The 14,426-nt window shown below is 38.8% G+C and carries 13 protein-coding genes and 1 tRNA gene; 5 read left to right on the top strand and 9 right to left on the bottom strand.

What is annotated here, in order from left to right; all coding sequences use genetic code 11:
• Positions 1-129 precede the first annotated feature (129 nt).
• The 3 genes from rmuC (at position 130) to PHT93_RS11260 (ending at position 4,258) form a co-directional block, all read left to right on the top strand.
• On the top strand, positions 130-1,407 hold the full coding sequence (gene rmuC, locus PHT93_RS11270; protein ID WP_300242935.1) for a DNA recombination protein RmuC: 1,278 nt from the start codon (positions 130-132) through the stop codon (positions 1,405-1,407).
• On the top strand, positions 1,400-2,857 hold the full coding sequence (locus tag PHT93_RS11265) for a sodium:solute symporter (protein ID WP_300242933.1): 1,458 nt from the start codon (positions 1,400-1,402) through the stop codon (positions 2,855-2,857). Before rmuC ends, PHT93_RS11265 begins: the two co-directional genes overlap by 8 nt.
• 216 nt (positions 2,858-3,073) lie before the next feature.
• On the top strand, positions 3,074-4,258 hold the full coding sequence (locus PHT93_RS11260; protein WP_300242931.1) for a pyridoxal phosphate-dependent aminotransferase family protein: 1,185 nt from the start codon (positions 3,074-3,076) through the stop codon (positions 4,256-4,258).
• 64 nt (positions 4,259-4,322) lie between these two features.
• Here PHT93_RS11260 and PHT93_RS11255 read toward each other — a convergent pair whose 3' ends face one another.
• The gene (locus tag PHT93_RS11255; RefSeq protein WP_300242929.1) at positions 4,323-5,732 is read right to left on the bottom strand and encodes a M56 family metallopeptidase; all 1,410 of its coding nucleotides are present in this window, start codon (positions 5,730-5,732) and stop codon (positions 4,323-4,325) included.
• The gene (locus tag PHT93_RS11250) at positions 5,732-6,103 is read right to left on the bottom strand and encodes a BlaI/MecI/CopY family transcriptional regulator (RefSeq protein ID WP_300242927.1); all 372 of its coding nucleotides are present in this window, start codon (positions 6,101-6,103) and stop codon (positions 5,732-5,734) included. The genes PHT93_RS11255 and PHT93_RS11250 overlap by 1 nt, the downstream gene beginning before the upstream one ends.
• Positions 6,104-6,294: 191 nt before the next feature.
• Between PHT93_RS11250 and PHT93_RS11245 the strand changes: the two genes are divergently transcribed.
• Entirely contained in the window at positions 6,295-6,966 is a 672-nt protein-coding gene (locus PHT93_RS11245) for a Crp/Fnr family transcriptional regulator (RefSeq protein ID WP_300242925.1), read from the top strand.
• 9 nt (positions 6,967-6,975) lie between these two features.
• On the opposite strand, the gene PHT93_RS11240 is transcribed toward PHT93_RS11245, so the two are convergent.
• The 7 genes from PHT93_RS11240 to PHT93_RS11210 form a co-directional block, all read right to left on the bottom strand.
• Entirely contained in the window at positions 6,976-7,707 is a 732-nt protein-coding gene (locus tag PHT93_RS11240; RefSeq protein WP_300242923.1) for a porin family protein, read from the bottom strand.
• Positions 7,708-7,711: 4 nt separating this feature from the next.
• Positions 7,712-8,281 (bottom strand): flavin reductase family protein, encoded by a 570-nt coding sequence (locus tag PHT93_RS11235; RefSeq protein ID WP_300242921.1) that lies wholly within the window; start codon positions 8,279-8,281, stop codon positions 7,712-7,714.
• The gene (pyrI, locus tag PHT93_RS11230) at positions 8,278-8,742 is read right to left on the bottom strand and encodes an aspartate carbamoyltransferase regulatory subunit (RefSeq protein ID WP_300242919.1); all 465 of its coding nucleotides are present in this window, start codon (positions 8,740-8,742) and stop codon (positions 8,278-8,280) included. Before pyrI ends, PHT93_RS11235 begins: the two co-directional genes overlap by 4 nt.
• Before the next feature lie 15 nt (positions 8,743-8,757).
• Positions 8,758-9,672: an aspartate carbamoyltransferase gene (pyrB, locus tag PHT93_RS11225; protein ID WP_300242917.1), complete on the bottom strand. Its 915-nt coding sequence runs from the start codon at positions 9,670-9,672 to the stop codon at positions 8,758-8,760.
• A 68-nt stretch (positions 9,673-9,740) separates the two neighbouring features.
• Positions 9,741-11,432, bottom strand: coding sequence for an alkaline phosphatase (locus PHT93_RS11220; RefSeq protein ID WP_300242915.1), 1,692 nt, complete (start codon positions 11,430-11,432; stop codon positions 9,741-9,743).
• Positions 11,433-11,442: 10 nt separating this feature from the next.
• Entirely contained in the window at positions 11,443-12,615 is a 1,173-nt protein-coding gene (locus PHT93_RS11215) for a Xaa-Pro peptidase family protein (RefSeq protein ID WP_300242971.1), read from the bottom strand.
• A gap of 113 nt (positions 12,616-12,728) precedes the next feature.
• Positions 12,729-14,021 carry an L-serine ammonia-lyase, iron-sulfur-dependent, subunit alpha gene (locus PHT93_RS11210; protein WP_300242912.1) on the bottom strand — a complete coding sequence of 431 codons (1,293 nt, stop codon included), beginning with the start codon at positions 14,019-14,021 and terminating at the stop codon, positions 12,729-12,731.
• A 221-nt stretch (positions 14,022-14,242) separates the two neighbouring features.
• Between PHT93_RS11210 and PHT93_RS11205 the strand changes: the two genes are divergently transcribed.
• Positions 14,243-14,318 (top strand) — tRNA-Pro (locus PHT93_RS11205).
• Positions 14,319-14,426: the final 108 nt, after the last annotated feature.

The following is a 14,426-nucleotide window of genomic DNA, read 5'->3' as shown; positions in this document are numbered from 1 at the left end:
AAAACCTGTTAAGCTGGTTAAATTCATCAAGAGCAGGTTTATCTGATAATTTTATCAAAATGCAAACTCGGTATAGCTTCTGATTAAGCTCATTTATGTACTTTTGACTAAATATTGATTGTTTCTGATATGGAATGGTGGATTGTTTGTGGATTTGTTACGTTGGGGCTACTTCAGGTTTTTCTTTTTTTTCTTTTAAAGAATAAGCAGGAGAAGGCTTCAGAACTATCCGATGAAGTAGAAAGGGTATTTGCGCGGATCGAAAAGAACTTTCGGGAAGATTTTCATATCAACCGCGAGGAAAGCCGTCAGATCGCTAAGGAAAGCCGGGAAGAGTTATCCCGCTCCCTAAAAGAGTTTCAGGATACATTTGAACGAAATATTCTTTCCTTCAATACTCTTCAACGGGAAAAGTTTTCGATAATGAATGAGCAACAACAACAATTAGTAAGGCAAACGGAAAAAAGATTGGAAGAGATACGTGTGACTGTGGACGAAAAATTACAAAAAACGTTGAATGAACGTATTGGACAGTCTTTTCGCCTCGTTACCGAACAGTTGGAGAATGTACAAAAGGGGTTGGGAGAAATGCAATCGCTGGCGCAGGATGTGGGTGGTCTAAAACGGGTATTAAGTAATGTAAAGACTCGTGGTAATATCGGAGAAATACAACTAAGTATGTTACTTGAACAACTACTTGCTCCTGAACAGTACGAGGCAAATGTACGTACAAGGAAAGGTTCAGACGCAGTAGTTGAGTTTGCGGTTAAACTGCCAGGCAAGGATGACATGCGGGACTATGTTTACCTTCCGATCGATGCTAAATTTCCAAAAGATGTATATGAGCAGTTATTGGATGCTTACGATAAAGCTGACCCGCAGGGTATTGATGGGGCAGGCAAACTACTTGAAACAACGATCAGACGCATGGCTAAGGATATTTCGGATAAATACCTCTCTCCTCCTGCCACGACTGATTTCGGTATCATGTTCCTGCCTTTCGAGGGAATTTATGCAGAGGTGGTACGGCGCTCTTCTTTATTGGAAGATTTACAAAGACAATACAAAGTCGTGGTTACCGGGCCGACAACCTTAGCTGCAATTCTGAATAGTCTTCAAATGGGATTTCGCACTTTAGCAATTCAAAAACACTCAGGAGAAGTCTGGACAATTCTTGGCGCTGTCAAGAAAGAATTTGAAAAGGTAGGAGGAATGCTGGAAAAGGCTCAGAAAAATATTCAGACGGCGAGCGGGCAGATCGAAGAGGTTCTTGGAACACGTACCCGTGCCATTCAACGCAAGCTAAAAGATGTAGATACATTAAGCGATCAAGAAGCCCGGGCAATGATTCCGGATATTGGGAAATTAGACGCAGATAGTAACGATTCGGAGAATAATCATGAATAACTATACCATTCTTATCATCATTGTCGTTTATTTCTGCATTTTGCTGTTTATATCTTATATTACAGGTCGCAAAGATTCCGACAACAATGCTTTTTTTCGAGGAAATCGTCAGTCTCCCTGGTATATTGTTTCCATAGGAATGGTAGGGGCTTCACTTTCGGGAGTCTCATTTGTCTCTGTTCCGGGAATGGTGCGAAGTATAGATATGACCTATATGCAAACCGTATTCGGCTTTTTCTTTGGGTATATTATTGTTGCTAAAGTGTTACTTCCTCTATATTACAAATTAGAACTGACATCGATCTATACGTATCTGAACGACAGAATCGGCAGACGAAGTTATAAGACAGGGGCCTCATTTTTTATTCTGTCAAAAATTATTGGAGCAGCTGCACGGCTATACTTAGTTGTACTAATCCTCCAAACCTACGTTTTTGATGCATGGAATATTCCTTTTGCAGTAACCACCATTGGAAGCGTGCTTTTAGTCTGGCTTTACACCTACCGAAGCGGGGTAAAAACAATTATCTGGACAGATACAATTCAAGCTATTGCTTTAGTCGCCATGCTGATCGTCATTATCTGGCAAGTGGCTGATAAAATGGAGTTGAATATGGTTAGCATGACACACACGATAACAGAAAGCCCGCATTTCAGAATATTTGAATTTTCAGATTGGCACAGCACACAGCATTTCGTAAAACAATTTTTCAGTGGTATATTCATTGTCATAGTTATGACTGGGCTTGATCAAGACATGATGCAAAAAAACCTTACATGCAAAACCTTACATGAGGCTCAAAAAAACATGTACACTTATGGATTTGCCTTTACACCTGTCAACTTCTTATTTCTTTCACTCGGCATACTGCTAATCGCTCTGGCCGGACAAGAAAACATCCCCCTACCCGCCTTAAATGACGACATATTACCGATGTTCTGTACTTCAGGTATTTTGGGGAATAGTATTCTTATCTTTTTTACAATCGGCATTATAGCGGCCGCATTCAGTAGTGCAGACTCTGCGTTAACGGCTCTGACAACTTCTTTTTGCATAGATATTCTCGGGATTGAAAAAGAAGAAGCCGCAAAAGCAAAACGTATGCGGATAAAGGTTCATATCGTTATTTCTATTTTGTTTGCCGTAATTATATTGCTGATCAAAGCGGTGAACAACCGGAGTGTCATTGATGCAATTTATATGATTGCATCATATACCTACGGTCCATTATTGGGATTATTCATGTTCGGTCTATATACAAAACGAAACCCCATAGATAAAATCATTCCATACATTTGTATAGCCTCACCCATCATTTGCTTTCTCCTCTATCATTTCACCAAACAAATTGCAGGTTATACTTTCGGATATGAGATATTGATAATAAATGGAACACTTACATTTCTCGGGGTATGGGTTTCTTCTTATTTAAATAAAAATCAAGGATAAAAAAACATCACATCGGTTTTATTTCACAACCTAAGTTAGTCTATCACAGCGTTGAAGAGAATAAGAGTAAAAATCTTTTAACGTTAAAACAAAATCAATCTTATCCTGATAAGTTTTTTTTCGTATTTTTGTGCCTGATTTGTTTGAACCTATGTTATTCTAATCATATTGCAAGGTTCTTTTTAATGTTTAGAAAACTATTCTCTTTACTTATATATGAAACTTTTACAAGAGAAACTATCAAAGTACGATCTTCCTCAGAAAGCAATGGCTGCAGGAATCTATCCTTACTTTCGCATGATCGAAAGTGATCAGGATACAGAGGTTCAGATCAATGGTAAAAAAGTATTAATGTTTGGCTCTAACGCCTATTTGGGATTAACGAACCATCCCAAAGTGAAACAGGCCGCCATTGATGCGATTAAAAAGTATGGAACCGGATGCGCAGGGTCAAGATTCCTTAATGGTACATTGGATTTACATATCCAACTGGAAAAACGACTGGCAGAATTTGTCGGAAAAGAAGACGCTATTATGTACTCCACAGGCTTTCAGGTAAATCTGGGAGTAGTTTCCTGCCTTACAGGACGTGAAGACTACATTATCTGGGATGAACTGGATCACGCTTCAATTATTGAAGGACATAGATTGTCATTCTCTACGAAACTAAAATACAAACACAACGATATGGATTCGCTGGAAAAACAACTCCAGAAATGCGAACCCGACAAAATAAAGCTAATCGTCGTAGATGGTGTATTTAGTATGGAAGGTGATATAGCCAATTTGCCTGAAATCGTTGCTTTATCGAAAAAATACAATGCCAGCATTATGGTGGACGAAGCACACGGCATTGGCGTTTTAGGAAAACAGGGACGCGGCACATGCGATCATTTTGGAGTCGCAGACGACGTTGACCTGATCATGGGTACATTCAGTAAGTCGTTTGCATCTATAGGTGGATTCATTGCTTCAGACAAAGAAACGATAAACTATCTTCGTCATAACTCCCGTTCTTATATATTCAGTGCAAGTAATACGCCTGCTGCGACAGCTGCTGCGGGAGCTGCATTAGATATTATGCTGAACGAGCCTGAAAGGATTGAGCATCTTTGGGACTTGACTCATTATGCATTAGATGGCTTCCGTAACATGGGTTGTGAAATCGGGCATACTTCAACACCGATTATTCCTTTATATATCCGTGATAATGACCTTACATTCCTCGTTGTTAAAGAGCTTTTCGACGCTGGAATCTTTGTAAACCCGGTTGTTTCGCCTGCTGTTGCACCACAAGACACGTTAATTCGTTTTTCTTTAATGGCAACACATACAAAAGAACAATTAGACAGGGCGCTCAATTCGATCCAGACTATATTTAAGAAACATGGGTTGATTTGATAGTACTTTCTTTTGAGTATAATAACAAAATCCCCGGACAGCTTTAGGCATCCGGGGATTTTTGTTATTTATTTTTTTTAAGTTCAATCAGAACGACACCATTCCTCGCCTTCTCGCCATAAAAATCCATAGCCTTCTCGTCTTTAAGAATCGTAATAGATTCTATAGTGGTAGGATCAGGCATTCCACTTCCTTTTGCGTCGTATTCTTTTCCATCGACTATAATTAGTGGAGCATTCAGACTTTTATAAAATTCGTCTTGCTCTTTCTCAAAAGAGGTAGATAATTTTGACGCATCTGCACTACGCGTGGTAACAAGTATAACCCCATTTTTCTCTGTAATATTTTTAGACTTCAAAAAATCAGGAGTAGGTTCCTTCATTACTTCTATTTTTTTAATATCTTTTACATCAAGCTCTTTTATTTCTTTTGAGCTGACCGGCTTGTCGTTTAAGATATAACTAACAATATCCATATCGACCGTTTTCTCTGCCGATTTCGACACCTTTTTCTTGACGGTATCTGCTACCTGTACGATGACAGGTTGAGAAATTTTCACTTCCGGTACTATTTCTGCGATTTCAACAGAAGTTATTTTCTCCAACTCTTCAGAGATTTCGGGACGTGCGAAGGTTGCTACAGCAATTGCAGCAAGAGGAAAAACTCCAACGAATTTCAGTCTTCTCCACGGGTTTGATTTACGTTTTAACATCATAATGATTCTATTTTTAAGACTACTTTGATTTAAGCTATTTACAACAGAAATAAAACGGTGGGCACCTACAGCTTTTTTTATTAATAACAATTGGTAGTTTTTTGCATCAACACCTTGTTCCAAAACAGCCTTGTCTGCCTGATATTCATGCAATGCCTGAAGTTCCTTCTTCAACAACCATACGGCGGGATTGAACCATTGAAACAGTACGCAAGCATTAATCATTGCCAGATCCCATCCATGTCCGGCCATAATATGAGCTTTTTCATGCGCCAGAATTTCCCGGCCATTTACAGTCCAGTCTTTTTCTGATATAATGACATTGCGTCTCCAACTAAAAGGAGCAATATCATTATCTATTATGCAAACAGATACCCCCTCTACTTGTATAAAGCGTCCGGTTCTGATTATTTTCTTTATCTTCCTTGTTGCATTCAGCATCTGCCACAAAAAACAACAGACTCCAAACAGGTACGCGTAAAATATAAAAACATATGGAAAGTCTTTCGGCGTTTCCGTTTCAACCTCATTGGCCATCAGAAGTAAGGCTTCAAGATCAATTGCCTGCTGCTGGATTATCGTTGGCTGATTAGTCGTAAACTGGATAAATGGAATTACAAATGAAAGCAAGACCAATCCCAACAGAACAACCCGGTTAAATCTGTAAAACGTTTCTTCGGATAATAGCAAACGATAAAACAAATAAAAGATAACTAAGCAAAAACCGGACTTTAAGATATATACAAATAAATATCCCATCACTTATTCTTTTTATCAGCTTGTTCTACTTCATCAATCAATCGACGTAAGTCCTCAATCGAAATTTCTTCTTCTTTAATAAGTGAAGAAACAACTCCGAGGTATGAGTTATTAAAATATTTAGCGATGACATTTTTTAATGTACCCCGCTGATATTCTTCTTTCTCAATGACAGCATAATATTGATACGTGTTTCCAAAAGTTTTATGAGATAAGAAACCTTTTTCTTCTAATCCTCTTACGATCGTAGATAAAGTATTGAAATGAGGTTTAGGTTCTTCGTAATTCTCAAGTAATTCCTTCACAAACAATGGACCTTTTTCCCAGAAAAAACCCATTAATTCCTCTTCTTTTGTTGTTAGTCGTTTCATATCATTATTATTATCTCCACAAATAAACTAAAAGATTTAGTTGCAAAACTAATTTCATTAGTTAATAAACTTAAAAGATTGGAACTCATCCCCTGAATTAGGTTTTTTAGCATATGCAGCAGGGCAATTTTCTAAAAAAAGAGGTAATACAAATAAGTATGCTTACATTTGAAAATCTTATAATTCATAAAATGAACACAAAAGAAATTGCAAGAACAACTCTTTTCGCTCATATCCCTGAAAATGAGATAGAAAAAATACTTACCGATATTCAGGTAAATGAATCTGCGTTTCCTAAGGGAACCATTATGGCAATGCAGGACGAGCCTTGCAATCGGTTAATTCTTCTTTTATCAGGGAGCGTAAAAGCAGAGATGATGGATCCTTCGGGGAAAATCGTTAAGGTTGAAGATATTGAGGCTCCTAATCCGCTTGCTCCTTTGTTTCTTTTTGGGAAAGAAAGCCGATTCCCGGTTCAGGTAACGACACGAGAAAACGTCACTGCACTTATTATCCCCAAGACTTCCGTACTCAAGATCTTACGAATGAATGAGCAACTTTTGCAAAACTTTTTAGATATTTCGGCCTTTTATGCTTCAGCATTAACCAAAAAGCTTCATTTAATGTCCTTCAGGACAATCCGACAGAAAATTATTATCTATCTTCTGAATCTTCCGGAAAAGGGATCCGGTTCTGTAGATTTAGACCGCACTCAACATGCGTTGGCCGAATATTTCGGTGTTTCTCGCCCGGCATTAGCCAGAGAATTGCGTAATATGCAGGACGATGGACTTATTGAGATCGAGAAAAAAAGAGTGAAGTTTGTCAATAAAAATAAACTGATACAGCTTGTCAGATTCTGAATGGTGCGATCAAAAAAGAAGACCTAAAGAAAAGCCCATCATATTTAGTCGTTTATCAAATACAATATTCCCCGGCAGAGGAACATTGTCAACGACACGCGTAAAATTGGTTTCACGATGATTTATACCTACTTCGTATGTAAAATCAAAGAATAGCTGCCATAGGGTTACACCTATCCCTCCGATTAAGTTAACACGATAGGCCGTATCATCACTGGTATATTCATTGGCAAAACTATCCAGATTGGTTTTATAGCGTATCTTATAATTGTATTTAAACTTACCTCCCGCCATAATGGAAAGCCCGAAAGGTTTCTCTTTTACAATATTGTAACCAATCATTACCGGCAATTCCAGCGAATGAATTTTAAGATTCAACTGATCATTCAGTTCTCTTTTTAATGATGCTTTTAAGGGAGAAACTCCTTCCGGTACTGTAAAATAGATATCACTTTCGGTTCGGTTCCAGGAAATACCGGGTTGTATAAAAAATCGATCGAGATTTAGCCGACAAAAAACCGCTGCTGTATGACCTACAGAGTATTCAACGCGAGAACTTTCTACCGGTATTTCATCGATTACAAAAGTATTAATAACAGGTAGGATTGCATTAAATCCCACCTGAACTCCCCAATTGAATGACGCGCCCTGATTAGATTTTGTCTGAAGAGAATCTTTTTCCAAACAAAATCCATAATAAGGGAATACGGACAAAAACAATATGGAAAGCCATACTTTCATCTGATCAATCTTTTTTCTTTTTAACAGACCAGCCGAATTTCCCTACAATATCTCCCAATTCATAATACTTACCATGCGAGTATGCTAACAGGCCGGCTTGTTCCATATCAAAAGCGCCGGTCTCCTTGTCAAGGAACTTTTCATCAGCCTTTACATTGACTACATCTGCGATAAACATGTGGTGACTTCCCAAAGGAATAATTTCTTTCACACAGCATTCTATACAAAGAGGGGATTCCTCAATCAGAGGAGCACTTACTATCGTCGCTTTGCCGGGTGTTAGTTTCATTTCCTCAAACTTATTATACGCCCGCCCACTGTTTACTCCGCACCAATCTGTAGCAAAAGCCATCTCTTTTGTCGTAAGATTAATAACGAACTCCATGTTTTTTTTGAGAATTGGATAAGAATGTCGTTCCGGACGTACGGATATATAACACATCGGGGGATTCGTACATATAGTACCAAGCCAACTAATTGTCAGAACATTATATTCTTCGGGTATGCTTCCGCACGTTATTAACGCTGCAGGCAATGGATAAATCATGGTTCCAGGTTTCCAGTCTTGTTTCATTTCAATATAATATCTTCTTTATTTACTTTTCGTTCGCAATATCTGCAACGCAATGTCCCTTTTTCTTTATCTATCACATCAAAATGTGTAGGCATAGGCTCATTATTCGTTATACATTTCGGATTATTACATTTTACTAATGCCGTTATTTCATCAGGCAATGTCACCGTTTTTTTCTCAACCACTTCAAAGTCGTGAATAATATTAAGAATCACATTCGGCGCAATCAATGCAATCCGATTGATAACATCCTCTTCAAAAAACTTGTTAGAGATCTTTATAACGCCTTTTGAACCCATCTTATTACTCTTGAAATTATTTCCAATCGTAATGGTATTATTCATACTTTCTAAACCCAACAAAGAAGTAACTTTAAACAAATGTTCAGGAGGGATATGATCTATTGCCGTGCCGTTTTCTAACGCAGCAACCTGCATTTCACGTATTTTCTGTCTTGTCATATAATTCTTAATTCATTAAAGAGTGATACCTAAAACTTCACAAATAATAGCCTCGCGAGTAAATAGTCCGTTTCTGGCCTGTTGTATAAAATAAGCCTTGGGATTATCATCTACATCGTAAGCTATTTCATTTACCCGTGGAAGTGGATGCAATATCCTCAAGTTATCACGGCTATTATCCAACATATTATTACGTAGTATATACACATTTTTTACGCGTTCATACTCTTCCATATCAGTAAAGCGTTCGCGTTGTACACGCGTCATATACAGAATATCCGACTCATTAATCACCTCTTCTGCGAAAACACTATGTTCATAATATTTAATACCATGTTCATCACAGAAGTTTTTTTGCTCTTCCGGCATTTTCAGTTCATCCGGAGCAATAAAATGAAATGTAGGATTAAAATGAGACATTCCAACTATCAAGGAATGTACCGTCCTTCCATATTTCAGATCTCCCACCATCGTTATCGTCAGATCATTCAATTTTCCTTGCGTTTTACGGATAGAATACAAATCCAACAACGTTTGTGAAGGATGCTGATTAGCGCCATCACCCGCATTTACTATCGGAACATCTGTTATTTCGGCGGCATAACGGGCAGCACCTTCTAAATAGTGCCTCATAATAATCAAATCAGCGTAATTACTGACCATCAAAATGGTATCTTTCAGCGTTTCTCCTTTAGAAGAACTGGTGGTAGCGGCATCCTGGAAACCGATCACACGTCCGCCTAAACGGTTAATAGCCGTCTCAAAACTTAGCCGGGTACGGGTAGAAGGTTCAAAAAACAAAGTTGCTGCAACCTTTCCTTCTAACAATTTGCGATTGGGATTAGCCTCAAACAACGCCGCATTATCTAATATGCGTATAATATCCTCTTCCGTACATTGATCGATGGAAACTAAACTATTACTTTTCATGTTATACTTATTCTGCTATATATGCAAATGTATAAAAAAAGCGAAGACCTTTCAGCCTTCGCTTTTTTTTATTTCAGATAATCAACTAACGTTTGCGGTAAATAAAATGTGTTGTTTTTATCCACATAAACAATTACCGAGTTTAACCGGATTTCTTCTTTACCTTTCTTCCCGGCTTTTACAATATTCGTAAAAGGGGTTATCGTTAATTGTTTCTTTTTATTCTTAACTATCAGAGTAGGCCATCCTCCTTCTTCTTTTGGTTGCTTCAGCTCATACTTATATCCATTGAAAACATCTGTATGTTTTGCAAAATATTGAGCAGTCAACCCATCCAATTTGCCACTGAGCCCCATTACTGAACAAAGATATTTGTTAAGTTCCACATTCGTCAGCATACCTAAAGGAAGCGTTCCCTGTGGATGGTAAGCAGCTAAAAAGACTTCTTCGCCGGTATGTCCGCCTGTGGTAAAACCAAAACAAGTTTTCGATGTCATCAATTTTGCCATGAACGAAGTCAATGAGCCGCTATACATAGAAGGCTCAACACCGTCAGCAGAACGTTGTTCTTGAGGAATCGGACTGTTTTTATAGTCTTTACAGTTATTTAAGGCATGCAACTCCTGTTCGTTTAGTTCGAATCCGGCATACTCTCTGAATAAACGCTGTACTTCTGAATTAGGGATTTCATTCACTTTACGAGCAAAACCCTGAGCAGTCATTTTATATTTAGCGAATTGAGAGAAAAGCTGATCTTTAGTCAATTTATCATAACCTTTGCAACGATTCACCCCTATACTGATTCCACTATTACCATGGTCAGGCAATATTACGACAGCCGTTTCCCCATTCTTACGAGCAAAATCAAGAGCTACGCCACAAGCCTTATCGAATGCAAGAAAATCGGTAGCCATACCAACTGGATCATTTCCATGTGCTGCCCAGTCAATCTTACTACCTTCTACCATCAAAAAGAACCCGTTTTCATTACGAGATAGTTTTTCGATAGCCATAGTGGTCATTTCTTCGAGAGATGGTTGTTCATTTGGGTTACGATCTAAATCATAATCCATTTCCTTAGCACCGAACAAAGCCCACATTTTATCACCATTATCTGCGCGCATAGCTTTGAGGTCATCTTTATATACATTGTATCCGTTAGATTTCAGATAAGCTTCACTTTCTGCAGGAAGAAGAGAAGTACCTCCACCAATTACAACAGACAAATCATTATGTGCCATTTGCGGAGCAATCCATTCGTATTTTCCACGATTGTAACTATGTGCGGAACAGTCAGCCGGAGTTGCGTGTGGAAATTCACAAGTAAAAACAAGTCCTGATGCTTTATGATCCAACAATTTGGCAGCTTCAAGCACAGTGATTAACGGCTGATATGCACGTTCAGGATCCGTTGGATAAATATCATTATCAGGATCAGACACCGGATAAGTTGATACATAGCCCGTGCGACTGGCATACCCTGTCATATAACAAGAAGTAGTCGGTGCTGAGTCTCCAATCGGAGCATTCGAAGAATGCGTACGTACAGTACCACATAAATAGGGATCAATATTCAATTTCGGTTTATCCGGGTTAGAATACCATTGCAGCCAACGCGCTGTTGATACTGTAGCCAATGAAGTTCCGTCCGGAATCAGAACAATCAGATTTTTTACCGGCTTCACCTCTTTTGTGTCTGCTGCATTTGCAGGCAAAATTATCATCAGGAATAATAATCCTAACGCAAGAATCTTCTTCATAACACAATATTTATAAATTAATAATATTCTCTTCTGCAAGTGTTAACTTTTCAACACCTGTAGCAGTAACCAAATAGCTGTTCTCTACCCCCACAGCACCTACTCCGGGAATAACAAACTTCGGTTCAAGGGCAAATACCATACCTTCCTGCAATATATCTTTTGAACGAGGAGTAAATACCGGCAGTTCATTAATCTGAAGTCCGATACCATGCCCCACAAATTTAGCCTGTTGTTTTGTTCCCATAAAATAAGGCGACAAACCTTCTTTAGAAGCAATCGTTTCAGCCATAGTGAAAACTTCCGCAGCCGGTAATCCGGGTAAAGCTTTTGCCTCTATCTCGTGCTGTATGTCTATCGATACCTGATGAGCTTTATAGGTAAGTTCGGATAATCGTCCAACGGAAAATACGCGAGTCATATCAGTTATATACGCTGTATAATTACCCGCCATATCCACCATGATAGCTGTACCTTCCTTTAATTGCGTTCCGTTTGCCCCAATCGGACAAGAAGGATCTACTCCTGCTCCTCCAAGAGCGAAATCAAAAGGAGACGGAGCTTCAGCATTCTCTCCGGCAAGAATACTGCCCATAAATATATCCATATTTGTACCAAAAGACCGGAAGATACCCAAAGAACCATTTTTTCTCATCCTGCGTTCTATCTCGTATTGAAATTCGAGATCAATCATACCAGGACGGTAGCATTCGGGGATTTCCGCATAAGTTTTCGTATGCAAACGCCCTGATATTCTGAATTGTTCAATTTCCCATGGCGTCTTAATACGTCGTAGCTCGCGCATCATTGCGGTTGCATTCCCTGCTTTAGCAGAAGGAAACAATCCGCTCAACCTTACATATTCATTGTATGTAAGTTCGTCACCTTCTAATAAAAGTGTTTTTGGCATTTCAAGTCCCAGGTCTGCTAAGAAATCCGGAATCTGTTCCGGTTTGCGAACATAATAAACATTCTCTCCATCAAGTCCGTTCGGGCGTTTAACAAAAAACAGCGGTTTCCCCTCTGTCGGCAAATAGAAATAGCCATTAAAAATCTGTCCGGTTACATAATATAGATTTACATCCATCGTCAACAGACAAGCATCGCAGCCGTTTTTACACAAATAAGCCTGAATGTTTGTCCATTTGATTTTCAAATCATCAATTAAATCTTCTCTGATCATCATCATTATTATCTTCGTAGTGTGATCCAAAGGTATTAAATAATTTTTCTATACCTACGGCTATTGACTTAAAATAACACTCTGGTTTCCCTTCAAATAGCCGTAATAAAAGACTATTTAGATTTATTCGTCATTATATCCAAAACCATCTTATCCGTGGTTTCCATGCCGACAGAGCCTATTTGCGTAAGATTTCGGATGGTTCTATCCACATCTTCGTCAATTATTCCTTCTATCTCGGTCACCACCTTATTTTCCATCGCCATTAATGCAGACAGCATAGCTGTAGAAACACCGCTCGACACTTTCATTGCGCAACTGGGCTTAGCGCCATCACAGATCATACCTGTCAGATTACCAACCATATTTTTGACAGCAAAAGAAACTTGTTCACGATTTCCTCCCATCAAATAAGTAATTCCGCAACTTGCTCCAGTAGCTGCTATAACACAGCCACATAAAGCAGAAAGTCTTCCTAAGCTCTGTTTTATATAGATAACCAACAAATGACTCAACATCAATGAACGAATTAATTGTTCTTCCGAACACCGGATATCTTCAGCAAAAGACAGCACAGGTAGAGTAGCCGCGATCCCCTGATTTCCACTGCCCGAATTACTCATTACGGGCACCATCGCACCATCCATACGCACATCACATGCAGCAGAAGTCATGGACAACATACGTGTTAAAGAGGAATCACCCAAATATTGCTTTCCGTATTTTCCGGAAACAATACGACCTACAGAATGACCATAGTCGCCTTTTGCAGCTTCTTCCGCAGCTTTCTTGTTCAATTCCGCCGTTTCAAGAATAAAACGAATATCTTCTAACGGGACAGTCATCGCAAAATCATAAACCAAAGCAAAAGACAAACGGAATTCGTCTTCGTCAGAGTTATCATCCACGTTATTTTCTTCCGGTAGCAAGTCAACTAAAGCCACCCCATTTTTTTCTACAAAGACAAAATGAGTATGTTCATGAGCAATTATAACCTTGGAATAATCATCTCCATGCCGGCCGACAACTTCAATATACAACTTATCTACATTTTCTTTCAGATGAATAGCAATCCGTTTTTCATCTATCATCCTCTTTCCATCTGCAAGTCCCTCGGGAGTCAAATCTCTCAGCACTTCCAAGCCATAAGCCGACTTACCGATCAAGGCACCCAGTGCAACAGCAATAGGCAAGCCCACCATACCCGTTCCGGGAATTCCCACTCCCATTGCATTCTTCAGCACATTAGCACTAAGGAAAACATCAATAGACTCGGGTTTATTCCCCAACACTTCCGCAGCTTTAGCAGAAGCAAGAGCAACAGCAACAGGTTCTGTACAGCCAATAGCCGGAACAACTTCTTTATGAATCAGATCAATAATTTGTTTTATTGTGTTTCTTTCCATGTATAAATATAGTGGGACGTTTGAGTAACAATTCCTGCAAAGTTATATATTAAGTTTCTGAAAACAGTAGTACACAACAATAATATCAATAAGGCAGAAAAAACAGGATTTCGTATTTCATTGTTAATGAATGAGATCTATATAATTCAAAAAAAATATCCTAAAAATCCCTATCACCGACCAGATTATGTATAAAAATGTTTATATCTTTGCGCTGCAATCGGGATGTAGCACAGTTGGTAGCGCGCCACGTTCGGGACGTGGAGGTCGGAAGTTCGAGTCTTCTTATCCCGACCAGTTAAAGGTCAAATGATTTAAAACAGTCATTTGGCCTTTGGTCGTTTTACAGGAAATTTTTGTCCTGTAAAATAACGGATCTGCGGATTATAGTTCTTTTTCCATATC

Origin of the sequence: Massilibacteroides sp. (genome assembly GCF_028705895.1) — a bacterium.
Lineage (GTDB): Bacteria > Bacteroidota > Bacteroidia > Bacteroidales > Tannerellaceae > Massilibacteroides.
The sequence above is the reverse complement of the archived record's forward strand: the minus strand, read 5'-3'. Positions and strand labels throughout refer to the sequence as shown.